Origin of the sequence: Planktotalea sp. (genome assembly GCF_050633725.1) — a bacterium.
Taxonomy (GTDB): Bacteria; Pseudomonadota; Alphaproteobacteria; order Rhodobacterales; family Rhodobacteraceae; genus Planktotalea.
Genome location: NZ_JBOEHB010000036.1, coordinates 1 through 22,760, shown reverse-complemented (window position 1 = coordinate 22,760; position 22,760 = coordinate 1). Strand labels below are relative to the sequence as shown.

General features: G+C 52.6%; 25 protein-coding genes. 14 read left to right on the top strand and 11 right to left on the bottom strand.

Going from position 1 to position 22,760, the window contains the following annotated elements; translation table 11 throughout:
* Both ACRBCU_RS18650 and ACRBCU_RS18645 read left to right on the top strand, forming a co-directional pair.
* Positions 1-753, top strand: a 753-nt coding sequence (locus ACRBCU_RS18650; RefSeq protein ID WP_431366903.1) for an AAA family ATPase, incomplete at its 5' end; no start/stop codon positions are given.
* Between the two features lie 72 nt (positions 754-825).
* A complete protein-coding gene (locus ACRBCU_RS18645; RefSeq protein ID WP_431366902.1) occupies positions 826-1,476 on the top strand; it encodes an HAD family hydrolase in 651 nt (216 codons plus the stop codon).
* Between the two features lie 56 nt (positions 1,477-1,532).
* Here the strand turns inward: ACRBCU_RS18645 and ACRBCU_RS18640 are convergent, their stop codons facing one another.
* Both ACRBCU_RS18640 and ACRBCU_RS18635 read right to left on the bottom strand, forming a co-directional pair.
* A complete protein-coding gene (locus ACRBCU_RS18640; RefSeq protein ID WP_431366901.1) occupies positions 1,533-3,407 on the bottom strand; it encodes a calcium-binding protein in 1,875 nt (624 codons plus the stop codon).
* A gap of 217 nt (positions 3,408-3,624) precedes the next feature.
* Positions 3,625-4,071 carry a DUF302 domain-containing protein gene (locus ACRBCU_RS18635; protein WP_431366900.1) on the bottom strand — a complete coding sequence of 149 codons (447 nt, stop codon included), beginning with the start codon at positions 4,069-4,071 and terminating at the stop codon, positions 3,625-3,627.
* 120 nt (positions 4,072-4,191) lie between these two features.
* Here ACRBCU_RS18635 and ACRBCU_RS18630 point away from each other — a divergent pair, with 120 nt between their 5' ends.
* Positions 4,192-5,694: an FMN-binding glutamate synthase family protein gene (locus ACRBCU_RS18630; protein WP_431366899.1), complete on the top strand. Its 1,503-nt coding sequence runs from the start codon at positions 4,192-4,194 to the stop codon at positions 5,692-5,694.
* Here the strand turns inward: ACRBCU_RS18630 and ACRBCU_RS18625 are convergent.
* The gene (locus ACRBCU_RS18625; RefSeq protein WP_431366898.1) at positions 5,668-8,442 is read right to left on the bottom strand and encodes an AsmA family protein; all 2,775 of its coding nucleotides are present in this window, start codon (positions 8,440-8,442) and stop codon (positions 5,668-5,670) included. The two genes, ACRBCU_RS18630 and ACRBCU_RS18625, sit on opposite strands and share 27 nt — an antisense overlap.
* A gap of 145 nt (positions 8,443-8,587) precedes the next feature.
* Here ACRBCU_RS18625 and rimO point away from each other — a divergent pair, with 145 nt between their 5' ends.
* The 3 genes from rimO to ACRBCU_RS18610 are packed head-to-tail and all read left to right on the top strand — an operon-like array spanning position 8,588 to position 11,099.
* Positions 8,588-9,979: a 30S ribosomal protein S12 methylthiotransferase RimO gene (gene rimO, locus ACRBCU_RS18620; protein ID WP_431366897.1), complete on the top strand. Its 1,392-nt coding sequence runs from the start codon at positions 8,588-8,590 to the stop codon at positions 9,977-9,979.
* A gap of 41 nt (positions 9,980-10,020) precedes the next feature.
* Positions 10,021-10,854 carry a hypothetical protein gene (locus ACRBCU_RS18615; RefSeq protein ID WP_431366896.1) on the top strand — a complete coding sequence of 278 codons (834 nt, stop codon included), beginning with the start codon at positions 10,021-10,023 and terminating at the stop codon, positions 10,852-10,854.
* Between the two features lie 41 nt (positions 10,855-10,895).
* Positions 10,896-11,099, top strand: a complete 204-nt coding sequence (locus ACRBCU_RS18610) for a hypothetical protein (protein ID WP_431366895.1) — start codon at positions 10,896-10,898, stop codon at positions 11,097-11,099.
* Here ACRBCU_RS18610 and ACRBCU_RS18605 read toward each other — a convergent pair.
* From ACRBCU_RS18605 to ACRBCU_RS18585, 5 genes are all read right to left on the bottom strand, one after another.
* Positions 11,070-11,510: an NUDIX hydrolase gene (locus tag ACRBCU_RS18605; protein WP_431366894.1), complete on the bottom strand. Its 441-nt coding sequence runs from the start codon at positions 11,508-11,510 to the stop codon at positions 11,070-11,072. The genes ACRBCU_RS18610 and ACRBCU_RS18605 overlap by 30 nt on opposite strands.
* The gene (locus ACRBCU_RS18600; RefSeq protein WP_431366893.1) at positions 11,507-13,126 is read right to left on the bottom strand and encodes a long-chain-fatty-acid--CoA ligase; all 1,620 of its coding nucleotides are present in this window, start codon (positions 13,124-13,126) and stop codon (positions 11,507-11,509) included. Before ACRBCU_RS18600 ends, ACRBCU_RS18605 begins: the two co-directional genes overlap by 4 nt.
* 100 nt (positions 13,127-13,226) lie before the next feature.
* Entirely contained in the window at positions 13,227-13,520 is a 294-nt protein-coding gene (locus ACRBCU_RS18595) for a DUF6455 family protein (RefSeq protein WP_431366892.1), read from the bottom strand.
* Between the two features lie 76 nt (positions 13,521-13,596).
* Positions 13,597-13,974 (bottom strand): YigZ family protein, encoded by a 378-nt coding sequence (locus ACRBCU_RS18590; RefSeq protein WP_431366891.1) that lies wholly within the window; start codon positions 13,972-13,974, stop codon positions 13,597-13,599.
* Positions 13,974-14,699: a M48 family metallopeptidase gene (locus ACRBCU_RS18585; protein ID WP_431366890.1), complete on the bottom strand. Its 726-nt coding sequence runs from the start codon at positions 14,697-14,699 to the stop codon at positions 13,974-13,976. Before ACRBCU_RS18585 ends, ACRBCU_RS18590 begins: the two co-directional genes overlap by 1 nt.
* Before the next feature lie 122 nt (positions 14,700-14,821).
* Between ACRBCU_RS18585 and ACRBCU_RS18580 the strand changes: the two genes are divergently transcribed.
* From ACRBCU_RS18580 to ACRBCU_RS18565, 4 genes are all read left to right on the top strand, one after another.
* Positions 14,822-15,076, top strand: a complete 255-nt coding sequence (locus ACRBCU_RS18580; protein WP_431366889.1) for a hypothetical protein — start codon at positions 14,822-14,824, stop codon at positions 15,074-15,076.
* Between the two features lie 10 nt (positions 15,077-15,086).
* A complete protein-coding gene (locus ACRBCU_RS18575) occupies positions 15,087-16,193 on the top strand; it encodes a class II histone deacetylase (RefSeq protein WP_431366888.1) in 1,107 nt (368 codons plus the stop codon).
* A gap of 66 nt (positions 16,194-16,259) precedes the next feature.
* Positions 16,260-16,838, top strand: coding sequence for a nitroreductase family protein (locus tag ACRBCU_RS18570; protein ID WP_431366887.1), 579 nt, complete (start codon positions 16,260-16,262; stop codon positions 16,836-16,838).
* Positions 16,835-17,536, top strand: coding sequence for an EI24 domain-containing protein (locus ACRBCU_RS18565; RefSeq protein ID WP_431366886.1), 702 nt, complete (start codon positions 16,835-16,837; stop codon positions 17,534-17,536). Before ACRBCU_RS18570 ends, ACRBCU_RS18565 begins: the two co-directional genes overlap by 4 nt.
* Here the strand turns inward: ACRBCU_RS18565 and ACRBCU_RS18560 are convergent.
* Positions 17,490-17,786: a DUF1467 family protein gene (locus ACRBCU_RS18560; protein ID WP_431366885.1), complete on the bottom strand. Its 297-nt coding sequence runs from the start codon at positions 17,784-17,786 to the stop codon at positions 17,490-17,492. The two genes, ACRBCU_RS18565 and ACRBCU_RS18560, sit on opposite strands and share 47 nt — an antisense overlap.
* Complete coding sequence (gene mce / locus ACRBCU_RS18555; RefSeq protein ID WP_431366884.1) at positions 17,786-18,190, bottom strand: methylmalonyl-CoA epimerase; 405 nt, start codon at positions 18,188-18,190, stop codon at positions 17,786-17,788. The genes ACRBCU_RS18560 and mce overlap by 1 nt, the downstream gene beginning before the upstream one ends.
* Positions 18,191-18,333: 143 nt before the next feature.
* Between mce and ACRBCU_RS18550 the strand changes: the two genes are divergently transcribed.
* A complete protein-coding gene (locus ACRBCU_RS18550; protein WP_431366883.1) occupies positions 18,334-19,050 on the top strand; it encodes a response regulator in 717 nt (238 codons plus the stop codon).
* Here the strand turns inward: ACRBCU_RS18550 and ACRBCU_RS18545 are convergent.
* Positions 19,047-19,757 (bottom strand): GNAT family N-acetyltransferase, encoded by a 711-nt coding sequence (locus tag ACRBCU_RS18545; RefSeq protein ID WP_431366882.1) that lies wholly within the window; start codon positions 19,755-19,757, stop codon positions 19,047-19,049. The genes ACRBCU_RS18550 and ACRBCU_RS18545 overlap by 4 nt on opposite strands.
* Before the next feature lie 146 nt (positions 19,758-19,903).
* Here ACRBCU_RS18545 and msrP point away from each other — a divergent pair, with 146 nt between their 5' ends.
* From msrP to msrQ, 3 genes are read left to right on the top strand one after another with little or no spacing between them, the layout of a single operon-like run.
* Positions 19,904-20,815, top strand: coding sequence for a protein-methionine-sulfoxide reductase catalytic subunit MsrP (msrP, locus tag ACRBCU_RS18540; protein ID WP_431366881.1), 912 nt, complete (start codon positions 19,904-19,906; stop codon positions 20,813-20,815).
* Positions 20,816-20,852: 37 nt separating this feature from the next.
* A complete protein-coding gene (locus tag ACRBCU_RS18535) occupies positions 20,853-22,028 on the top strand; it encodes a cytochrome P450 (RefSeq protein WP_431366880.1) in 1,176 nt (391 codons plus the stop codon).
* The gene (gene msrQ / locus ACRBCU_RS18530; protein WP_431366879.1) at positions 22,025-22,627 is read left to right on the top strand and encodes a protein-methionine-sulfoxide reductase heme-binding subunit MsrQ; all 603 of its coding nucleotides are present in this window, start codon (positions 22,025-22,027) and stop codon (positions 22,625-22,627) included. The genes ACRBCU_RS18535 and msrQ overlap by 4 nt, the downstream gene beginning before the upstream one ends.
* Positions 22,628-22,760: the final 133 nt, after the last annotated feature.

Below are 22,760 nucleotides of genomic sequence, written 5' to 3'. Positions count from 1 at the left end.
GACGATGACAGCGCGATGGTGCGTATTGATATGTCTGAATTCATGGAGAAACACGCGGTTGCGCGTCTGATTGGTGCCCCTCCCGGCTATGTTGGTTATGACGAGGGCGGTGTTCTGACTGAAGCTGTGCGTCGTCGCCCCTATCAGGTTGTCCTGTTTGACGAGGTCGAAAAGGCGCATCCGGATGTGTTCAACGTGCTTTTGCAGGTTCTGGACGATGGAGTGTTGACCGATGGTCAGGGCCGCACGGTGGATTTCAAGCAAACGCTGATTATCCTCACCTCTAACCTTGGGGCGCAGGCGCTGAGCCAGCTTCCTGAAGGGGCCGATGCGAGCGATGCGAAGCGGGATGTGATGGACGCGGTGCGTGCACACTTCCGTCCTGAGTTCCTGAACCGCCTTGATGAGACGATCATCTTTGATCGCCTTGCGCGCGAGGACATGGCAGGGATCGTCGACATCCAGCTTGGCCTTTTGGACAAGCGTTTGGCTGGTCGCAAGATCACGCTTGATCTGGATGATGCTGCGCGTAAATGGCTTGCGGATGAGGGCTATGATCCTGTGTTCGGTGCGCGTCCTTTGAAACGTGTGATCCAGCGCGCCTTGCAGAACCCATTGGCAGAAATGCTGCTTGCGGGGGATGTGGGTGACGGGGCCAACATCAGCGTTAGCGCAGGGGTCGAAGGGTTAATCATCGGCGATGCGGTGGCGCATACCAATCGCCCACGCCCTGACGATGCTGTCGTGCACTGAAACAAGCTGTGCTTTGACAGTTAAGCGCTAAAACGAAAGAACGGCCACGCAAACAATAGCGTGGCCGTTTTTATGACAACTCCTCCCGACATGGTAATTTTCGATTGTGATGGTGTGCTGGTAGACAGTGAACCAATCACCAATCGCGTAATCCAAAATAGTCTTGCGGCGCATGGTTTGTCGTTGGATCTTGAAGAGATCATGCGTTTGTTTGTAGGTGGAACAATGCAGGGTGTGATGGATCTTGCACGTGATATGGGCGCTGATTTGCCGAGTCACTGGCTCGAACTTATTTACGACAAAATCTTCGTTGCGCTTGGCAAAGAGGTCGAACCGATCCCTGGCGCGATTTCCGTTCTTGATGCATTGGATCGAGCGGGCATTCCATATGCGATTGGGTCTAACGGACCTCATGCAAAGATGAAGGTTAGTCTCGGGCGTACGGGTTTAGCAGAGCGTTTAATGGGGCGTGTATTTTCGCGCGAGGACGTGGCTAACCCCAAGCCTGCCCCCGATGTTTACCTACTTGCAGCCAAAAGCGCAGGCATCGCGCCAGAACGCTGTGTTGTCATCGAGGACAGCGTAAGCGGTGCAAAAGCAGGCGTTGCAGCTGGGATGAAGACCTTTGGTTTTTACGGCGAAACACCGAAAGAGCGGTTAGAGCCGATTTGCGATGTCGTGTTTGGGGAAATGGCAGATTTGCCAAAGCTTCTTGGGCTTTAAAACAAACAGCGCGCCCTTTCGAGCGCGCTGCATTTATCAGAAGGTTCTGCTTAGCTTCATGTGACCGCGAAGATGAAATCGTCTTCGTTTAGAGAGAAATTTGGACCAGCGGCTGCAACTACACTTAATGTACCTTCTGCAAAGAATAGCGAGTATGCGGCGCCGATTGCAGTAAAGCCGCCTGTTTCAAAGGCTTCATAAAGAGGATCGCCTATGAAGGCGCTGATATCAATCAGGTCGATTCCATCTTGGAAGTCGGTGATAACATCGTTGCCGCTGTCGGGGGTGAAAATGAAGACATCTGCGCCCTCGCCGCCTGTCATAGTATCGTTGCCAGCCCCCCCGTTTATGGTGTCATTACCACCGTAACCGAATATCTGATCGTGGATCCCGTCAGCGCCATCGATAGCGTCGCCTGCTGCATCAACATATTCAGGGGCCATGAGTTCGCCAGTCTCTAAACCATCGACGATCCTATCGGGCTGAACTTCTTCATCGGGCTCCTGTTCTTCCTCTTCATCATCCAAGATCTCATCTGCAATGATTTCTTCAATCTGACTAAAGTTGAGAACCGAACCATCGTCGAAGGTGATAGTACCAGTCGTTGCGCCAGTATCTGAGGAGTCCGAAACTTCAGAGATTAGAACAGCACCAGCGCCAGTTAAGTCAAGAACGTCATGGTCGGTCTCTTCGTTTGTACCGTTTCCACCAATGACATCGTCGCCGCTGCCATCAGCGCCGCCTGTGACAATAAAGATGTCGTCGCCATCGCCACCATCCATGGAATCGCTTCCGCTGCCACCAATCAGGTCATCGTCGCCGGAACCACCAAAGAGGCGGTCGTTGCCGTTTTCCCCATCAAGTGTATCGTTGCCTTCGTCGCCATTCAGTCGGTCACGGTTGTTGCCGCCTTCGAGAAGGTCGTCGTCGTTTCCACCAAAGAGGCGATCACGCCCATCATCGCCGACAAGCCAATCGTTGCCGTCTTGTCCGCGCACGATATCGTTTCCGGATTCGCCGCCAAGCGTATCATTGCCGGAACCTCCGAGGACCGTATCATCGCCTTCACCGCCAAGAACTGTGTCGTTGCCGATGCCACCAGTCATGCGGTCATTGTCGAGATCGCCATACATCCAATCATCGCCAGATCCGCCAAACATGAGATCGTTGCCTTCGCCGCCGAATACTTCGTCATCGCCAGCGCGGCCTTTCAAACAATCATCGCCGCCCTCTCCGAGGATCACGTCGTTACCGCCGCCGCCAATTGCGGTGTCATTACCTGATCCACCTTCAATCAGATCATCACCGCTATTGCCGTGCAGCCAGTCGTCACCAGCGCCGCCTTTGATAAAGTCGTTGCCGCCGCCGCCTGTCATCGTATCGTTGCCAGCTTCGCCGTCCATGGTGTCTCTGCCGCTACCGCCGGACATAAGGTCATTGCCCTCGCCGCCGAGCATTAGGTCATGGCCGCCTTCACCCTTGATCCAGTCGTTGCCTGCATTGCCTTCCAGCGTATCGCTTCCGGTTTCGCCGTCTATGGTGTCATGCCCGTCGCCGCCTTGCATGACGTCGTGACCTTCACCACCGAGCATCAGGTCGTCGCCGCCTTCGCCCTTCATCCAGTCGTCGCCAGTGTATCCTTCCATGGTGTCATTACCGGCTTCGCCATCCATGGTGTCGTTGCCTTCGCCGCCAAGCACGAGGTCGTTTCCTTCCCCGCCGTAGAGCAAGTCGTCGCCGCCTTCACCTTTGACCCAATCGTCACCAGCGTCCCCGTAGAGGGTGTCATTGCCAGTTTCGCCGTCCATGGTGTCGTTTCCTTCGGCACCGATCATGAGGTCGTTGCCCTCAGCACCTAAAATAACATCTCTACCAATACCGCCAATGAGCGTGTCATCTGCTGATGATCCGGGAATAAAAATTACAGGCATAGCGTGTCTCCCAACGTCTTTAAAATAATTTGGGATACTTTAGTCGCTTTTAGACACAGTGAAAAAGCGTAAACTGGAATCCTTGCCACATTTCCGCCATATTTCAATTTCAATCGGGCCGAATGCCTGATCAAGCAAGCATTCGGCCTAAAAGCTTCGAATCATTTTTAGATTTTCGAATCAGATGGCGGCACCAAAAGACAATCTGGGATTGTGATTATTCAAGCCCAATTGCGGCTTTGGTGATGGCATCCAAAAGTGCTTCCACTTCTTTCATTTCGCCTTCTGGCATAGAGCGATATCCGATAGTGGTCGTATCAGGTGTTGCTGGATCGACCATTACGAAAATACCGTATGGGCAAAAACGCAGGTTCGCCGGATCAATTTCCATCACCTTGCGCGAGAGTTTGGCCGAGCAGAAGCTATAAACATCTGCGTTCAAAAACACAGTTTTGTCAGAACCTACATCGGCACCAGTGCGGGCCAGCATTTCTCCTACATGGCTTGTGCTATCAATCACCAACCCTTGATCAAGGATCGCGCTTTCCAGCCCGAAGACCACATCGTCAAATGTTTCATCGGTGTTGTACGTAACCATGCCATCAGCCAAAGCTGGGGCGGCAAATGCTAAGGTTAAAGCTGCTGCGGCGAGAAAGCGGATCATGTTTGATACTCCTTGGTCACGTTCGTGTGCGTGGTCTTGTGTGTTTGCGTTAATCTGAACACTCTCATGCCAGACGCAAGGCAGTCCTTGCTATAGATCAAATGGTCAGGGGAGTTGAAAATGGGCTTTGCAATGAATGTCCTGGAAACAATGGCGGTTTTGCTCGCCTTTGTCGTGGGGGCAATCGCTCTGTTTGCGGTGATCTTGTTCGTGCTGGACAGGATTCAAACCGAAGATGCAATTCGACGCAATTATCCTGTCATCGGACGATTTCGTCACCTGTTTTCAACGCTTGGCGAATTTTTCCGCCAGTATTTCTTTGCAATGGATCGCGAGGAATTGCCGTTTAATAGAGCGCAGCGAGAATGGGTAAAGCGCGCAGGCGAAGGAAAGGGGAATACCGTTTCGTTTGGATCAACGCGCAATCTTAACGTCACTGGCACACCAATCTTTGCCAATGCCGCATTCCCTCCGTTAGATGAACAGGTCATGACCAACCCGCCATTGACTATTGGAACCGATGCGCGCCAGCCATTTATTGCGAAGAGTTTTTTCAATATTTCTGGCATGAGTTACGGTGCGATTTCTAAACCTGCTGTTCAGGCGCTTAGTCGCGGCGCAAAGGAAGCTGGAATTTGGCTGAATACCGGAGAAGGCGGCTTAAGCCCGTTTCATTTAGAAGGCGGCTGCGATGTGGTGTTTCAGATTGGCACCGCTAAATACGGCGTGCGTGACGAAAAGGGCGGGCTGAGTGATGAAAAGCTGAAGCTGGCAGCAGCACATGAAAATGTGCGGATGTTTGAGTTGAAACTGGCCCAAGGCGCAAAGCCAGGTAAGGGTGGAATTCTCCCGGGTGAGAAGGTGACGCCAGAGATTGCACAGATCAGGGGTATTGCAGAAGGGACGGATAGCCTGTCTCCAAATCGGCATGCCGAAGTTGATGATTGGGCGGATTTACTGGATTTCATCGCTCGGATTCGCGAAGTTACGGGAAAACCAGTTGGCATCAAGACCGTGATTGGGACCGAGGCAGGAATACAGGGCCTGTTCGACGAAATAACCAAAAGAGGCGCAGCGTCGGCGCCAGATTTCATCACAATCGACGGGGGCGAAGGGGGCACGGGCGCTGCGCCGATGCCGTTGATAGATCTGGTTGGCATGTCCATTCGCGAAGCCCTGCCTTTGGTTGCGGATATGCGCGATGCCGCTGGCTTGCATGATCGCGTACGATTGATAGCAAGCGGCAAGTTGGTGAACCCCGGCGATATCGCTTGGGCGCTTGCGGCTGGTGCCGATTTTGTCACCTCTGCGCGTGGCTTCATGTTCTCGCTTGGGTGTATCCAATCGCTAAAATGCAACAAGAACACATGTCCGACTGGCATCACGACCCATGACCGCCGCTTTCAAAAGGGGTTGGTGGTCGAAGACAAATACAAGCGCGTTTCATACTACGCCAAAGGCATTGTGAAAGAAGTCGAAACCATCGCGCATTCGGTCGGTGTTAAAGAGCCGCGCCAGTTACGCCGCCACCACGTGCGCTTGATGCAGGACAACGGACGTTCTGCGCTAATGTCCGATCTCTATCCGCCTGTCGGTTCAATTGCCGCCGAGCAGGTTTCTTAAGCCGTCACCAAGCTGTTTCTTTGCCGCGTCTTCCAGTTTCTTCTGTTGCGCTTTGTCGAGCTTCAGCTTTTTGGCGGCTCTTTGGGCTGCTTTCTTCGCGGCGGCCTCTGCCTTCTTTTTCGCTTGGGCTTCGAGCTTTTTAGCTTCGGCCTGCGCTTTTTTGCGAAGCTTCGCTTCTTCGGCCTTTGCCTGATCCAGCAGCTTTTGCTTTTCGCGTTCAATTTCTTTGCGCGCTTGTTCTTCAAGCTTTTTGCGCTCGTTCTCTAGATTGAGGGCCGCTTCCAAATCGGGGCGAATGGACAGGCTGGACCAGGGTCCTTTGATGCGCACAGGGATCTCAATTCGATCTCTGCTGCCGACTTCCTTAGCAATTGGCGTGACCAAATAGTCCATCGTTTGAGCGCCTAGGTCGATATGACCTTCGCCCTTGGCGTCGACGCGGCCAGTTGAGGCGGTCAGATCATCATTATACAATCGGCCTGCTTTGATGACGCCAGTGGCGCGCATGTCTTTGAACTCGGTTAGGCTGGCATTTGCGTTGCCTTGTTTGATCAATCCCTCCAGATCAATGCCAGCGATCGTTCCTTTCGGGATGGATAGAGCCAAATTGCCCGAGAGCGAACGCATGATCGCATCAACAGAGTTACCAGAGCCCAAGAAATCCACGTTTAAGTTAGCGTTGCCTTGTACTTTGTCGATGTCAGCGAGGGCATTCAGTAAAGAGCCAAGTGCAACAGATTTCGCACGCAGGTCGCCACCAACTGACAGCCCGTTGCGATTGTTGGCGACGACTTGTCCGCCAAAACTGCCTTGATAGGCACGCAGATTGTTGATCGAGACCACCGCACGGGATCGGTCAATGCCGATACCGATGTCCAAGGCACCCAGCTTTAGCATGCCCAGATCAAGCGACTTGGCTTTAAGTTTGATATTACCGTTCAAGAGACCAAGCGCGCTCGCATCAATGCGATCTTTTGGCCAGCCGGAGCCTGCGGAAGAAGAGGAGCTTTCGCTACTGCCTTCTGATGAAAGAGCGCTGAAATCGAGATCACCCGCTTGCAAGTTTGCGGTGACATTTGGGACAGCGCCGCCAAGCCCGACAGAAACGCCGCCGCTTAGCGTGTTTTGATCGAGCGATACTGTTAAGCCAGAAAGATCCAGCCGGTTCGATTTGAACGCAAGATTGGTTTTAGCTTTGATCGCGCGTCCGAACCCCTTTGGCAAATCAAGCGCGCTTTGACCGAGCGCTATCATCAACTTATCGGTGTTTGGGATGGCTGCTGTGATATTGCCCGAAAGGTTTGGCGCGCCGCCGCTAAGTGCAAAATCTATAGCGCCCGATGTGCTTGCGCCGGCCATATTGGCCGTCAGGTTGCGCAATTTGGCGGAGATATTGCTTCCTTCAACGCGTGCGGTGACATTGGTTTTCACACTCGGCGCGGCGCTAGAAGAAAGGCCAAAATTGCTTAGTGGTTGACCTAACAGAGCAGCAGCGCGCGCCGCATCAGGAAGGTTAATCGCTAAGTCAGCCGTGATGTTCGGAGTGCTGCTAACAAATGCGACGTCGGCTTGGCCTGCAATCGTGGTGCTTTCCATCGTTGCGTTGAGCTTTGCCAGCTTTGCGCTAACGTCAGTGCCCTTGGTTGATAGGGTGATGTCGCTGGAAAACGATGGGTCAAAGGCTTTGCTCAACCCAAATTTTTCAGGGGCTTGCCCGAGGGTTCGCATGAGTTGGCCCGCGGCTTTGACATCAGCCGCTAATCTTGCGGTCACTTGGGGCGCACCCTCGGCCAAAACGATATCGGCATCGCCTTTGATGGTGCTGTCATCCAAGCTCAACGCCAGTTGACGAAGCGCGAGGCGGGACCCGTCGAAACTCACCTGGCTATCAAGCGTGACCTTTGGATCAAAACTAGCGGCCAGACCCAAGGCGGCGGGGTCTTGCCCGAGTGCGCGCAAAAGCGCCCCTGCTTTCGGAATGGTGCCGCTGATCTTCATTGCGGATTCAGGCTTGATGGATGCGATGCCTTCGAAGGTCAGGTTGGCACCAACCGAGGCCAGCGTTCCGCTTAGTGGTGTTTGCTCGCCAGCGGCAAGGCCCATTACGTTGCCAACGGTCGCATTCAGATCAATACGTTCACCAAACGGCGTCGCGCCTAACGCGACTATGGCTGCGCCGCCCATGTCGGGCCAACGCAAATCAAGATCAACATCCTCAAAGGCCTGATCTGTGCCAGAGGCGTGATCGATGTAGCGAAGCGAAGCATCAGTAATAAGCGCGCGCTCTAGCGATAGATCAAAACTTTGTCCGTCGCTTGTTTCGGTAGGCGTTTCGTTGACAGGTTCCACTGGCGTCGCTTGGCTTGGAAAGAACTCCCAGTTTGCGCGCCCGTCTGCTGCACGTTCTAAGACGACTTGAGGGTTCTTCGCTTCCAATTTGGTGATGCGGATGGTGCCTGAAATGAGGGCCGGCACATTCACCCCGATTGCGAGGCTTTCTGACGTGAGCAGCGGGCCGTTTTGCGCCCAATCAGCCGTGCCAATACTTGCAGGGCCCGTGGTAACCCCTAAAGTTGGGTAAAGGCTGATGGAGGTATCTGAACTGATCGAAACAGTTCGACCCGTTTGCTTGCTAAGTTGATCGGCGGCGATCTGTGCAATTCGTTCTCCGGGCAGCATAAGCAAGCCAACAACAGCTAAACAAATCGCCACGAAGACGATGACGATCAATCGGATCAAGAAACGCATTTGGCTGCTCCGCCTTTTTTCGTGTGATTCTATGCGTAGCTGTGTGCCACTGCAACCTTACGTCTCGTGGTGTGAAGCAAGTGGCGAGAGGTCGCTGGTCTACTAGCACTTCTCTTAATGCGCAGATGCCCGTATAGAGCGCGCCATGACACAAAACCCTCCTTCCCTCCGCCCTGATCTTGCACCAAGTGCAAAATTACCCGATGCCGCGCGTCCTGGTCAGCCACGCATCGGTATGGTTAGCCTTGGTTGCCCCAAAGCATTGGTGGACAGTGAGCGGATTTTGACGCGGCTTCGCGCGGAAGGATATGGTATATCGCCAGACTATTCCGGGGCAGAAGCCGTGATCGTGAATACATGCGGTTTTCTTGATAGCGCCAAAGCAGAAAGCTTGGATGCCATTGGAGAAGCGTTGCAGGAAAATGGCAAGGTGATCGTGACGGGCTGTCTAGGTGCAGAGCCTGACTATATTCGCGAGCATCATCCCAACATTCTCGCGGTGACTGGGCCGCACCAGTATGAGCAGGTTTTGGATGCGGTACATGGCGCAGTGCCGCCGTCGCCAGATCCCTTTGTGGACTTACTTCCCGCATCGGGCGTGTCGCTGACGCCGCGCCATTATAGCTATTTGAAAATTTCAGAGGGCTGTAATCACAAATGCAAGTTCTGCATTATTCCCGATATGCGCGGTCGTCTTGCGTCGCGCCCTGCACACGCGGTTTTGCGCGAAGCGGAGAAATTGGTCGAGAGCGGTGTGAAAGAGCTCTTGGTGATTTCACAAGATACCTCTGCTTATGGTCTTGATCGAAAATACGATGTGAACCCATGGAAAGATGGGGAAGTCCGCTCTCACATCACCGATCTATCCCGTGAAATGGGCAAGCTGGGTGCATGGGTGCGTTTGCATTATGTTTATCCTTATCCATCGGTGCGCGAGTTGATCCCATTGATGGCCGATCCTGAAAGCGGGCTGTTGCCGTATCTCGATATTCCGTTTCAGCATGCGCATCCTGATGTTCTTAAACGTATGGCGCGCCCTGCCGCTGGATCGAAAACGCTAGATGAGATCGCCGCTTGGCGCGAGATTTGTCCTGACATCACGCTGCGCAGCACCTTTATCGTCGGTTACCCGGGCGAGACAGAAAAAGAGTTCCAAACGTTGCTCGATTGGATGGACGAAGCGCAGCTCGACCGGGTTGGGTGTTTTCAGTATGAAAACGTGGATGGCGCACGTTCAAATTCTTTGCCTAACCATGTCCCTAGCGAAGTTAAGCAAGAGCGCTGGGATCGGTTTATGGAAAAAGCTCAAGCCATCTCAGAGGCGAAGCTGGAAGCAAAGGTCGGCTCTGTTATCGACGTTATTGTCGATGAGATTGACGATGATGCTGCAACTTGCCGAACCAAGGCTGACGCGCCGGAAATAGATGGTAATCTATTTATCGACGAAGGTTTTGAGAATCTGAACGTCGGTGACATCGTACGCGTCAAGGTTGATGAAGCGGGCGAATATGATCTTTGGGGCGCGCTTGAATCTTAGGCGTTAAGGTTTCGCTAACCAAAACTGCGTAGTCATTAATCATGATTACGCGATTCATCCTGACCCTAACCTTGCCTATCTTTTTGATTGGCTGCGCAAGCGACACGAAAACCAAAGAGGTTGTGATTTGCCAAGGTACTTGCGCGAGCGAAAGTGAAGCCGAGCCCGAAGAAGAAACTCACATAACGCTTCCTGCTTCGAATAAATTCGTTGGCGGCATTAGTAGAGCGGAATTTGATGCAGCGTCTGGTGTGTTTACAGTGACTGGCGCGGGACTGAACGCCCAGATGAAACGCTTTCCTGTTGCGGATCACAAATCGTTCTTGGCCATGCGCGACGGAGTCGGCCTTCACAATGCTTATCATGCAAAGGGATCGGGGACGCAGCTCGTGATCTATTCGGGTGGCTTGGCTGGTAGTGTTGTTAACCTAGCAGGCTTTACACGAACGGGTACCAGCGAAATGCCTTTGACTGGCAGTGCCCGATATACGGGCGAATACGCGGGGTTTACGACGACGCGTCGGATCAATGGCAGCGCACGAATTGATGTGAGTTTCGATGACAACACTGTCAGCGGTCGCATCACCAATCGTGAATTTCGGCAGCGCCCCGACAACGTCCTAGATAGTGCGAATTCTCTAAGTGATCTGTCGCTTGAAGAAACCAAGCTAAACCGGGACGGGAGCTTTAAAGGCGTGACAGGTGGCGGCAAGATCATCAATGGTCAGGAAGTTTGGGACCCTGCAATCGGTCGTTTCGTCGGACTTATCGGCGGAGCAGAAGGAAATGAGGTTGTCGGAAGCGTTGCAGTTTCTCATCGCTCACCGTCTGGTGCGGATTTTGATGAGGTTGGCGGGTTCCTTGCGTCTCACTGACATTTTGACTTAGGTGGTCTGCAAAACAGGGAGCAGCCACAATGAGCTTAGAAAAGAATATCACAATTGAAGGCCATGACTTTGAGATCGTGACAGAGCAGTCCAGTGGAACTTGGAGCGTTGAAGTTGTAAATTCGGTAAAATCGGCATTTGCATTTGACCCCTCATTCGAAAGCGAAGCTGAAGCCGTTGCGCATGCGCAAGAAGCGCTAAGGTCACGCGATATTGCTGATTTCCTCGGCTAGGAAATCGCGCACTTGTGCCTGAAGATGTGGAATAGCTTTGGTGTGGGTGATGAAGACATCAAAACGCATCATCTGCCAGAGTTGCCCCTCATCGCCAAAAACGATCTGGTTGATTTCGTGTCGCGATATTTGAGCCGCGAAAAACCAATTGTCCTGTCCGGGGTGAAGAACGCTCGGATATTTGCGCGCCCAAATTAGTCGCTCTTTCGAAATATGCAGGCCAAACTCTTCGAAGGTTTCACGCACGGCGCAATCTCGGGGTGACTCGTGCCCTTCAGCGCCGCCGCCGGGTAAATCCCAAAACGCGGGGAACGGGATGTTTGGCTTATCGTCGCGAAGATAAGTGATAAGCGCGCCGTCGCAATGCAGGATGATCTTAGCACCACTGAAAGCGCGCTTGTTTTGCGTCACGACTTTAAGACCTGACCAAATTCTTCGCGAAGATCACGTTTCAAGATTTTGCCTGTGGCATTACGGGGCAAAGCATCGGTGAAAACGACTTTGTCAGGTGTTTGCCATTTCGCTATTTTACCGTCGAAGAAGGCAATCAGCTCATCGGGAGCTGGATCGCGCCCCTCTGCTTTTACAGCGATTAAGATTGGTCGCTCATCCCACTTCGGATGCGCCGCGCCGATGACCGCAGCTTCGAGCAAATCAGGGTGGGCGACGGCGATGTTCTCAAGCTCAACCGAGCTGATCCATTCGCCGCCAGATTTGATGATATCCTTGGAGCGATCACAGATCGTCATGAACCCATCTGGGTCGATCTTTGCGACGTCACCTGTGTCGAACCAGCCATCTCGCAACCCTTCTTCTTTATCGGGGCGAAAATAGCCTGAAATCACCCATGGACCGCGTACCAAAAGATCGCCCTGTGCGACGCCATCATGGGGCAGCACATCGCCATTTTCATCAACGATACGCAGGTCCATTCCGTAAGGCGGGCGACCTTGGTTTTCACGCAGTTTGTTTTGATCTTCCGTCGACCAAGATGCATGTTTCGCAAGCGGTTTGTTTGATGTCCCGAGCGGGCTCATCTCGGTCATGCCCCATGCGTGCACTAAATCCACACCGTATTCTTCGCGGAAGGTATCAATCATCGAAGGGGGGCACGCAGACCCGCCCACGACTGTCCGCTTAAGGCTTTCTAGTGTGCTGCCGGCCTCTTTCGCTGCCATGAGCAAACCTTGCCAGATTGTTGGGACGCCAAGTGCAATATTGACGTTTTCGCCATCGATAAGTTTGAGCAAGCTGGCACCGTCTAATCCCGGACCTGGCATGACCATGCGCGCGCCGACCATGGCCGCTGCATAGGGCGTGCCCCATGCGTTCACATGGAACATCGGGACGACAGGTAAAACTATATCTGTAGCGGAAAAACCGATGCAATCGGGCAAAGCGGCGGCAAAGCTGTGCAACATTGTCGAACGGTGCGAATAAAGCGCGCCTTTGGGATTTCCTGTTGTGCCAGATGTGTAGCAAAGGCTGGACGCAGTGTTTTCATCAAACACAGGCCATTCGTAGCTGTCATCTCCAGTTTCGATCAGTTCGTCATAGAATTGAAGGTCTGGAATCTGGGTAAGCGCCGATTCATCGCGCGCGCCCATCAGTACGATTGCTTTCAATGTTGGCATTTTGTCTTTTAACGCTGCTGCGAGGGGCAAAAACGTTGAGTCGATGAACAGAACTTCATCCTCGGCATGGTTGACGATGTAAACAAGTTGTTCAGGGAATAGACGAGGGTTGATTGTGTGACAGACAAATTGACCGCCAGAGACACCAAAGTAGATCTCAAGGTGCCGACGATTGTTCCAAGCAATGGTCGCGCAGCGCGCAGAGGGCTCTAGCCCCATTTTAGTCAAAGCGCTCGCCAGTTTCTTCGAATTGCGTTGCACCTCACCCCAGTTTGAGCGCGTGATGCTCCCATCCGTTTCGACCGAAGTGATTTCTGTGTCGCCGTGATATTTGCCCGCATGATCCACGAGCGATGAAATAAGCAGGCGGTCCTGCATCATTTGACCAAGCATTGACGTTTCCTCCCAAAAACTACGCTCTAGGAGGGAACGACGCAGGCGTTTTGTCAATCAGTTTACCGCGTTACCTTGCGGGACAAATCTGCCTTAACGCTTAGTCGCTTTGTTTGCCTAAAAGATAGCCTAGCGTTTCACGGTTCTCGCATCGAATTGGGATGGGCTTTAGATCAGTATTTGGTTGGTTCAAAAACTTCTGACAGCCCTCTGCCCATGCGCACCCGCGGCATTCTTCAACGAAAGAAGACCAGCCATTGGGTGTGAGATCGCCTGCATCAAACGATCTTGCAAGATCAACGCCCGTGCGTTTGGCCATCCTCTGAGCGAGCCAGAAATGTTTGATCCGAGAGCCCAATTTCTGTGGGGCATTGGTTTGGGGTAGCGGTTCCATAGCGATCCTTCCCTGTATCTGGACAGGGTAAAGTTAGATCGTAAGGCCGTAGTTCGCTTTGATGCAGATCAGACTGTTAGGGACGCGCGGAATCTGGCAGATCTGGAGCCTCTGTTAGATAAGCGTGCACGCTATCCTGAACGCGCCTGAAACGATCTCCGCCTAGATGAGTGCCGCCATACCAACGCGTGACAACAATAAGGTGGTCCGTTAGTTCGGCGCGCTCTAGCATGCGCAAAATGACGACGCCTGCACCGCTCTCACCGTCATCGTTCTTTATGGGTCCGCCTTCAGAACAAAGCAAAGCCCATGTGTTGTGGGTTGCTTTGGCAAAGCGTTTGTTCCGTTTCAAAGTCTTGATCAGCGCGAGGGCGTCTGCTTTGCTATGGGCGGGCCCACCGCTCACCGCATATTTAGAGCCGCGATCGGTAACAACATGCGCAATTTGGAACACTAGTTTAGAGACGCCGCTGTTTGGCGAACGGTTTCGATACGCGCAGCGTTAGGCGGATGCGTGCCTAGGAACGCATCCCCTGGATCGGCGATACGGGTAAAGAACGCCGCCCCGCGTACTGGGTCATAGCCAGCTTTGTGCGTAATCACGGTGCCGAGACGATCTGCTTCAAGTTCGAATTCTTTTGAATACGTGCGCGAGCCAAGCGATGCGCCAACTTCTTGAGCCGTTTGAACGGCGCTATCGCCAACCCCCGTTATCGCGGCGATACCACCAAAAATAACTGCGCCCGCAGTCGCGTTACGTTTTTGCTTTGCGATGTGTGCCTCAATGTGGTGCGCTGCCTCATGGCCCATAACAAAAGCCAGTTCATCGGCGTTTTTCACTGTAGCAATCAAAGGAATGTTAAAGGCAAGAACTGGTCGACCTGACTTATCAAGCGTTTGAAATGCGTTCGGGGCTTGGTTTGGGCGGTCATCGACAACAATATTGAAGTCACAGTTCACACCGCTTGTCCGTTCACGACATTCCTGTTCTGCAATAGGTTCGACCGTTTTGACGACCTTAACGAATTGGCGTGCAGCGCGCTCTGCATCAAGCGAGTCACCCACGTTGGGCAGGGGCGTTTCAGATTTAGCAGGACTTGACTGAGTTGGTTCGTTTGAAACGAAACCACATGCACTTAGAGTAAGTGCCAAAACCGGAATGAGTATTCGAAAACGCATGAAACAGTCTGCCCGTCAAAGGATATTTGCGGTCAAGATAGGGGGCAGTTGCGCGCAATACCAGTCACGAAATTGCAAGGTTCATCGTTGCCCGTTCGGGAGTCGCGGCTTAAGCTAACGCAATGTTTAGTATAGAACACGAATTTGACTCGACGGTTATCACGCTTGTCGATGATGGCGCGCAGCCGTTTCAAGAAGATGTGGTGATCAACGCTTTTGCAGAGTGCATCACGCTTGAACAGTTTAACCCAGCGCTTGAACGCGCCGAAAAAATTACGCTGAGTATTGAGCAACTCCGAGATTTGGCAGCAGCACTCGATTTGCCAGAAGGGGTCTATCAAATCCGTCCCGAGCAAAAACCGAAAAACACCCCATAAGGAGCGCTTTATGAACACAGGATTTTTCTGGGACGAGAGCTGTTTTTGGCATGGTGGTGGCAATTACGCGAGCATGATGCCCGTCGCGGGCTTGGTGCAACCTATGGTGAATGGTGGATTGCCGGAGAGCCCAGAAAGTAAGCGTCGGTTAAAGAACCTATTGGATATGACTGGATTGTCGAAAGAACTGGCGATGCAAGGCGCGCCGCGCGCTAGTCGCGAAGATCTATTGCGTGTGCACCCTGCGGCTTTCATTGATCAGTTCAAAGCCATGTCTGACGCAGGCGGTGGTGAGATTGGGCTGCGTTGCCCGTTCGGACCGGGCGGATTTGAGATCGCTGCGCAATCCGCTGGGCTCGCGATGGGGGCTTTGGAGGCAGTCCTTAATGGTGAGTTGAAGAACGCTTATTCGCTTTCGCGCCCTCCCGGGCATCATTGTACAAGGGACGAACCGATGGGGTTCTGTCTGTTGGCAAATATATCCATCGCGATTGAAGCCGCTTTGGCAAAGGGATTAGCCAAACGGGTCGCGGTACTTGATTGGGATGTGCATCACGGGAATGGCACTGAAGCGATCTTCTATGACCGTGCGGATGTGCTGACGATTTCGATGCATCAAGAAAACAACTTTCCAGTTGATAAAGGCGCTTTTGAAGATCGTGGGGAAGGTGCAGGTGAAGGGTTTAACGTGAATGTCTCGCTACCCGGAGGCGCTGGGCATGCGAGTTATCTAGAAGCGATGGATCAAATTGCGCTGCCGCAGATAAGGGCCTTCAAGCCTGACGTGATTATCGTGGCATGTGGCTACGACGCGGCTTTGATTGATCCGCTGGCACGGATGATGGCAACGGTTGATACATTCCGCCAAATGACGCGTCAGGTAATGGCCTTAGCAGACGAGATTTGTGACGGGCGTGTGGTGATGGTTCACGAGGGCGGGTATTCAGAGGTTTATGTACCATTCTGCGGTCATGCGGTTCTGCAAGAGATGAGTGGCAGCGATATTGATGCGCCTGATCCCATGGCCGCGCTCTATGAAAAGCGACAACCGGGCGAAGCCCATCAGCGCTTTGTCAGTGGTGAGATTGCGAAGATGCGTGACGCTTTGGATCTTTAGCGCTGTTTAAGGTTGAAACCTCTTGAGCGAATGATGATGTAGCCTTCACATAAAAAGGAAACGTTTGTGCCTGATCCAAATCCCGCCGCATTGGACTTTTTGCTTAACCGACGCTCGCGGCCTGCAAAAACCCTGACCGGACCTGTCCCAACTCAGGAAGAACTTGATATCATACTTACGGCGGCCTCTCGATCACCGGATCATGGCAAGCTAGAGCCTTGGCGCTTTATCGTTCTGAACGCTGCGGCCATGGATCGTTTGGCCGACCTTGCGCGCACTCGTGGTGTTGCGCTTGGGCATGATGCGGAGAAAGTTGAAAAAGGTGCGTCGCAATTTGTGATGGGCGAATTGGCCGTAGTTGTAGTCGAAGTGCCAAGGCCATCGGAAAAAGTACCTGCGATCGAGCAAACCTATGCGGTTGGGGGCGTCTGCCTAGCTTTGTTGAACGCTGCATTGGCAAGCGGATGGGGCGCTAATTGGTTGTCAGGCTGGCCTTCGCATGATCGAGCGTTCGTCGAAGGTGGTTTGGGCTTGGCGGGCACTGAACGTGTCGCAGGCATCATTCATATAGGCACTGAGAAAGCTACACCGCCCGAGCGCCCGCGCCCCGATTTGAAAGCAATTACAACGTGGGTAGACGCATGATCCTTGCGGCATTTTTCAAGTCAGTTGCCCAAATGGGCGATCGTCGTTTTCGCCGCGTTCTGTTCCTTGGCGTGGCTCTAACGATTGCATTGCTCGTCGGGTTTTATGCGTTGTTCTTGACGATCATGAACGATGCAGTGGACGGCAGTCTGAGCTTGCCCATTATCGGAGAGGTGACTTGGCTAGGAGATCTTCTAGGCTGGGGTTCGCTGTTCTTGATGCTTTTCCTGTCGGTCTTTTTGATGGTGCCAGTAGCCTCTGCTATCACTTCGCTTTTCTTGGATGAAATTGCTTCTGCCGTCGAAGACAAACACTATCCTAGTTTGCCACCCGTAAAACCGACACCGATTTACGAAGTGATCAAGGACACGCTAAATTTTTTGGGGATTCTGATTGGGGCAAACTTATTGGCGTTCGTGCTCTATATGATGCTGCCGATAGCTGCGATTTTTATCTTCTGGGCACTGAATGGGTTTTTGCTCGGGCGCGAATATTTCCAGATTGCCGCGATGCGTCGTCTTGGGCGTGAAGGTGCCAAACAAGCGCGCAAAGAGAACTTTGGTATGATTTGGTTGGCTGGATGTCTAATGGCACTGCCTTTGACAGTGCCATTGGTAAACTTGTTTATACCGATCTTAGGCGCAGCGACCTTTACCCATTTGTTCCACTCGACACAGCGGGCTCGCTCATACGGTTGAACCAATCGAGATCGCGGACAGAGACTATGCCAGAAATGATGGTGCCAGCGATAATGCACCAAAGCACGATGCTCACAATCGTTGTGATCAGTGCCTTTTTCCTGAGATTGTGATGCTCGGGTGAGCTGGCATGTGTTCCTGGAACGACCTCGCCAACGTCCCCTTGAGTTTGCAAGCGGATCGGGATCGCGATCAAAAACGTCATGAACCAGATCACAGCAAATAGAACGAGGGCTGAGGTAATGCCCATTACACTTGCTCCAGCTCGGTCAAGGTGCCGTTCATGTCTTTCGGGTGCAGGAAGATAACAGGCTTGCCATGCGCGCCGATTTTCGGCTCGCCGTTACCAAGAACCCGAAGGCCAGACTTTACCAAATGATCACGCGCCGCGATGATGTCATCGACTTCATAGCAAACATGGTGAATGCCGCCTGATGGGTTCTTTTCAAGGAAGCCGTTGATGGGGCTATCATCGCCGAGCGGATAAAGCAGCTCGATTTTAGTGTTCGGTAGCTCGATGAAGATAACCGTCACACCGTGATCTGGTTCATCTTGGGGCGCGCCGACGTTCGCGCCAAGCGCATCGCGGTATTGTGCGGCAGCGGCGTCAAGATCAGGCACGGCGATAGCTACGTGGTTAAGGCGTCCAATCATTGGGAAACTCCAGTCCATTGAATTTGGCATCTATATGAAGGTGCGCGCGCGTCTCGGCAAGCGGCGCAAAGACGCGGGGCTTAACTGCTTGTTAGGATCGTTGTCCTAGCGTCCTTGTCAGCTGCTAAAGATATGAGGACACCATGAATGAGCTTGAATATGCGTCTTTGACGCCGGCGCCGACGTCGACACGTCCCTTGTTGGGGCTAACAATCCTTGTTGTCGAGGACAGTCGCTTTGCCTGCGATGCAATGCGGTTATTGTGTTTGCGCAGCGGTGCCCGCATCCGCCGCGCCGATTGCCTGAAATCTGCGCGTCGTCATTTGCAGGTTTATCGCCCAAGCGTCGTTATCATTGATCTTGGACTTCCAGATGGGTCTGGCGCAGATCTGATTCACGAACTTTCACAAGTAGAGCCACGAATTTCTGCCATTTTGGCAACGAGCGGGGATGACATGAATGAAGCGATTGCTTTGTCAGCTGGGGCAGACGGTTTTTTGGCCAAACCTCTTGCTTCTTTGTCAGCGTTTCAATCTGCGGTGTTGAGCGCAGTGCCAGAAGAAATGCGTCCAGCAGGATTACGCGAAATAACCGATGAAAGGATAGAGCCGGATTTGATGGCCTACCGCGATGACATGGCCCACGCGGCTGAAATGTTGACGGTAGACGCAGACAACAAAACGCTCGACTATGTTGCACAGTTTGTTCAGGGCGTTGCAAAAAGCGCTGATGATGATCAACTCACAAGAGCAGCACGAACTTTGGCCCGCGCTCGGGCGGAAGGGCGTACGATACATTCCCACCAAGCGCGATTGGCTGGATTGGTGCGCGAAAGGATAACCGAACAGATGGCGATCTAGAGAGAAGGATCGCTTGCTGCTCTTACGAGGCCAGTCAAATCGCCTAAACGCTCACGCTGCTGGCCGTTTGCATCAAAGTTCGCCGGATCGAGCCAAACGCGATACGCTTCTTTGAGCGCGGGCCATTCTGCGTCAATCATGGCAAACCAAGCGGTGTCGCGATTACGACCTTTCACAACAAGCGCCTGACGAAAGATACCTTCGTAGCTAAAGCCAAGCCGCTGCGCCGCGCGCCGCGAAGGTGCGTTTAGCGCGTTGCACTTCCATTCAAAACGTCGATAGCCCGCTTCGAAGGCCCATTTCATCACAAGGTAGATTGCTTCGGTCGAGGTCCGGCTGCGCTGCATACCGTTTGAGAAGTTGATATTACCCACTTCAATGGAGCCAGCGGCTGGCGCAATGCGAAGGTAGCTGAGCACGCCAAGATAGGCCTGCTTTTGCAAATCAAAAACGGCAAAAAACAAACTGCCTGCATCGCTTGTCACTTCTTTGACCCAACGATGATATTGCGCAGCGGAATGAAACGGTCCGGCTGGTAGATAGTCGTACGCGGCGTCCTGTCCTTCAAATGCGTTGAATAAAAGAGCAGCGTGTTTTTCAGCTTCTAGCGGTTCAAGCCGACAATAAAGACCTTCAAGCGTCATTGGACTAGGAGCGGCAGGGGGACTCCAGTTCGGAACAATAGGGCCAATGGGTCTGTCGGTCATAATTTTATCCTTCGATTTCAAGAGTGCTATGTAAATGAGCGAAGGGAAAGAGAATTGTTGCAATGCTGGCACGGCATTGTGAGTGCGAAGGCATTGGTCTGTGATCTCTTGCTGGTTATGTTGCCCGCTAACAAAGGAGTGCCAGAATGGCTTATCGCTGGAAAAACGTACTGAAAGACGCCGATGTCACAGATCATTCGCAGTTTCTGAATCGCCGTCAGATTATGGCTGGTGTTGCAGGTTTGGGACTTGCAGGTGCTATTGGTGGCCCGCGTGCAGCGTTGGCCGAGGAAGAGCTTAAGCCAAACAGTTACGAAGACATTACAAGCTATAACAATTTCTATGAGTTCGGCACTGGCAAAGACGATCCAGCGAAGAATGCCGGCAAACTGACAACAACGCCTTGGACTGTCACGATTGACGGTTTGGTCGATAAGCCTGGCGAGTATGACTTTGCCGATATCATGGCCAAGATGACGATTGAAGAACGCCTCTATCGATTCCGCTGCGTCGAAGCATGGTCGATGGTTGTGCCTTGGAACGGGTTTGAGTTGAAAGACCTGCTTGATCTTGCCGGGGTTCAATCGTCTGCCAAGTATGTCGCGTTTGAAACGTTGTATCGTCCTGACGAAATGATTGGTCAGAAGTTCCCTGTTTTGGCGTGGCCTTATGTTGAGGGTTTGCGTCTCGACGAGGCGATGAATCCTTTGACGATCATGGCGACAGGGATTTATGGCAAAGACATTCTACCTCAGAATGGTGCGCCTTTGCGGCTTGTCGTGCCGTGGAAGTACGGGTTCAAGTCGATCAAGTCGGTGGTGAAGATCACGCTGACCGATAAAGAGCCGCCCACAAGTTGGAACGTCGCGAATGCGGGCGAGTACGGTTTTTATTCTAACGTGAACCCAGAGGTCGATCATCGCCGTTGGTCACAAGCTACAGAGCGTCAGATTGGCGGCGGCTTGTTCGCGAAACGTATCCCAACCTTGATGATGAATGGATATGAAGAAGAGGTTGCAGGTCTTTATGAAGGTATGGATCTTCGCAAGAATTTCTAACCTTGCTTGAGATGCACTCATTTGCAAACGTCACCTGATGAAAGCAACGATTTACCGCCACGACTTCTACGGTGATGCGTTCATTCGCGACCCGATCCCGCACTATGCCGAAATGCGACAAGCGGGGCCGGTGCTTTGGCTTGAGCAGAACAAAGCTTATGCCGTTGCGCGCGATGCTGAAGTAAAGGACGTGCTGCGTCGGGCCGATGTTTTTGTGTCAGGCAAGGGATTGTCGTTGAACGATGATGTGAATGCCCTGTTGATCGGAAATTCGCTGAACTCGGACGGGGATGAACATCACAGAAAGCGCTCGGTGACAGCGCGTCCTATCATGCCAAAAAACATCGGGCTTTTGCGCGAACATATAGAACAGGTTTCAAATGATTTGGCGCAGAAACTTGCTGCTCAGAAACGCTTTGACGGTGTGAGTGAATTTGCTCAGGTGTTGCCGCTGAATGTCGTGGTCGATCTGGTTGGGCTAAGCGATGCAGGTCAAAGCAATATGCTCAAATGGGCCTCGGCGGCATTCAACTTGTTTGAAGGATTTAATAGGCGCAGTACCTCGTCCTTTGCCGATCTTGTTGACTTGCAAAAGTTCTTAGCGGTTCATGGAAATCGTGAGGCCCTGAAAGAGGGTGGGTTGGCACAGCGGATATTCGACGTCGCCCCTGAAAAGGGATTTACCGAACAAGACGCGGCCCAGCTAATGCGCGACTATATTAATCCCTCGCTCGATACGACGATTTCGGTGGCTGGCTTTGCTGCCTACTATTTCGCGAAGTTCCCAGATCAATGGGACGTTTTGCGAGATGACCCTTCCTTGGTCGCGAATGCTGTGGAAGAGCTTGTGCGCATGGCCACGCCGATCCGCGCGTTTTCTCGGTATGTCGCGCAGGACACATCAATTAGCGGTGTTGAATTGTCTGAGGGTGATCGCGTTCTCGCTATATATGCATCGGCCAATCGGGATGAAACCGTTTGGGACGATCCAAACAGCTTCGATGTACAACGCGCCGTGCGCAAGCACATCGGGTTCGGTCATGGGGTTCACACTTGTATGGGGCTGCATCTTGCTCGGTTGGAGTTGGTCAGTTTGATCAGCGCAATGCTCCCGCGGGTAAGGCGTTGGCATCTGGATGGTGAACCTCGTGTTGCGATGAACAATACAATCCGCGCTTTTGCGCATCTTCCCATAAGGATCGACATCGAATGATCGTAGATAGGACAAACAAGTTCGCGCGCCGAATTCCTGCTTGGCTCGTATATATAATGGGCGGTCTTCCTGCGGGTTGGTTTCTATATCTTGGTGTAACAGGTGGGCTGGGGGCTGAGCCGATCAAAGCGTTGGAGCATGAGTTGGGCGAGTTTGCCCTGAAACTTCTGATTGCGGGTCTATGCATTACTCCATTGCGTAAGCATCTGGGTGTGAACCTAATCAAATTCCGGCGGGCGATCGGAATCATGACCTTTGTATATGTGTGTTTGCATTTGTTGGTTTGGCTGGTGCTGGACGTGCAGATCGTAAGCCAGATTTGGGCAGACATCCTTAAGCGGCCCTACATCACGGTTGGGATGGCAGGGTTCGCTCTCATGATTCCATTGGCGATGACTTCAAATAACATGAGCGTTCGCGCGCTAGGTCCCAAATGGCGCAAGCTACATAAGCTAACTTACCCAGTAGCGTTTTTGGGTGCGTTGCATTTCGTCATGGTGGCAAAGGGGATCCAGTTAGAGCCTCTTATATATATGGCGGTGGTTCTAGGATTGCTGGCGCTGCGGATTCCCAGGCGATCAGCGCGAGTCGCGGGGTGATTCAGGGGTGAGTCTGTGGATAACAGGGCTTTTATCCACATAATGCGATCCGCCTGACAGCCTAGGGAGATGTTTGCGCTCACGATCTCATAACCCCTCCCGTTAACCCCATGATTTTGTTGATTTTTTGAGA

What these genes read in the sequence shown, in the direction of transcription:
- ACRBCU_RS18645 (WP_431366902.1), top strand. Translation starts at nt 826, where the DNA reads ATGACAACTCCTCCCGACATGGTAATTTTCGATTGTGATGGTGTGCTG.
- ACRBCU_RS18640 (WP_431366901.1), bottom strand. Translation starts at nt 3,407, where the DNA reads ATGCCTGTAATTTTTATTCCCGGATCATCAGCAGATGACACGCTCATT.
- ACRBCU_RS18635 (WP_431366900.1), bottom strand. Translation starts at nt 4,071, where the DNA reads ATGATCCGCTTTCTCGCCGCAGCAGCTTTAACCTTAGCATTTGCCGCC.
- ACRBCU_RS18630 (WP_431366899.1), top strand. Translation starts at nt 4,192, where the DNA reads ATGGGCTTTGCAATGAATGTCCTGGAAACAATGGCGGTTTTGCTCGCC.
- ACRBCU_RS18625 (WP_431366898.1), bottom strand. Translation starts at nt 8,442, where the DNA reads ATGCGTTTCTTGATCCGATTGATCGTCATCGTCTTCGTGGCGATTTGT.
- rimO (WP_431366897.1), top strand. Translation starts at nt 8,588, where the DNA reads ATGACACAAAACCCTCCTTCCCTCCGCCCTGATCTTGCACCAAGTGCA.
- ACRBCU_RS18615 (WP_431366896.1), top strand. Translation starts at nt 10,021, where the DNA reads ATGATTACGCGATTCATCCTGACCCTAACCTTGCCTATCTTTTTGATT.
- ACRBCU_RS18610 (WP_431366895.1), top strand. Translation starts at nt 10,896, where the DNA reads ATGAGCTTAGAAAAGAATATCACAATTGAAGGCCATGACTTTGAGATC.
- ACRBCU_RS18600 (WP_431366893.1), bottom strand. Translation starts at nt 13,126, where the DNA reads ATGCTTGGTCAAATGATGCAGGACCGCCTGCTTATTTCATCGCTCGTG.
- ACRBCU_RS18595 (WP_431366892.1), bottom strand. Translation starts at nt 13,520, where the DNA reads ATGGAACCGCTACCCCAAACCAATGCCCCACAGAAATTGGGCTCTCGG.
- ACRBCU_RS18585 (WP_431366890.1), bottom strand. Translation starts at nt 14,699, where the DNA reads ATGCGTTTTCGAATACTCATTCCGGTTTTGGCACTTACTCTAAGTGCA.
- ACRBCU_RS18580 (WP_431366889.1), top strand. Translation starts at nt 14,822, where the DNA reads ATGTTTAGTATAGAACACGAATTTGACTCGACGGTTATCACGCTTGTC.
- ACRBCU_RS18575 (WP_431366888.1), top strand. Translation starts at nt 15,087, where the DNA reads ATGAACACAGGATTTTTCTGGGACGAGAGCTGTTTTTGGCATGGTGGT.
- ACRBCU_RS18565 (WP_431366886.1), top strand. Translation starts at nt 16,835, where the DNA reads ATGATCCTTGCGGCATTTTTCAAGTCAGTTGCCCAAATGGGCGATCGT.
- ACRBCU_RS18560 (WP_431366885.1), bottom strand. Translation starts at nt 17,786, where the DNA reads ATGGGCATTACCTCAGCCCTCGTTCTATTTGCTGTGATCTGGTTCATG.
- mce (WP_431366884.1), bottom strand. Translation starts at nt 18,190, where the DNA reads ATGATTGGACGCCTTAACCACGTAGCTATCGCCGTGCCTGATCTTGAC.
- ACRBCU_RS18550 (WP_431366883.1), top strand. Translation starts at nt 18,334, where the DNA reads ATGAATGAGCTTGAATATGCGTCTTTGACGCCGGCGCCGACGTCGACA.
- ACRBCU_RS18545 (WP_431366882.1), bottom strand. Translation starts at nt 19,757, where the DNA reads ATGACCGACAGACCCATTGGCCCTATTGTTCCGAACTGGAGTCCCCCT.
- msrP (WP_431366881.1), top strand. Translation starts at nt 19,904, where the DNA reads ATGGCTTATCGCTGGAAAAACGTACTGAAAGACGCCGATGTCACAGAT.
- ACRBCU_RS18535 (WP_431366880.1), top strand. Translation starts at nt 20,853, where the DNA reads ATGAAAGCAACGATTTACCGCCACGACTTCTACGGTGATGCGTTCATT.
- msrQ (WP_431366879.1), top strand. Translation starts at nt 22,025, where the DNA reads ATGATCGTAGATAGGACAAACAAGTTCGCGCGCCGAATTCCTGCTTGG.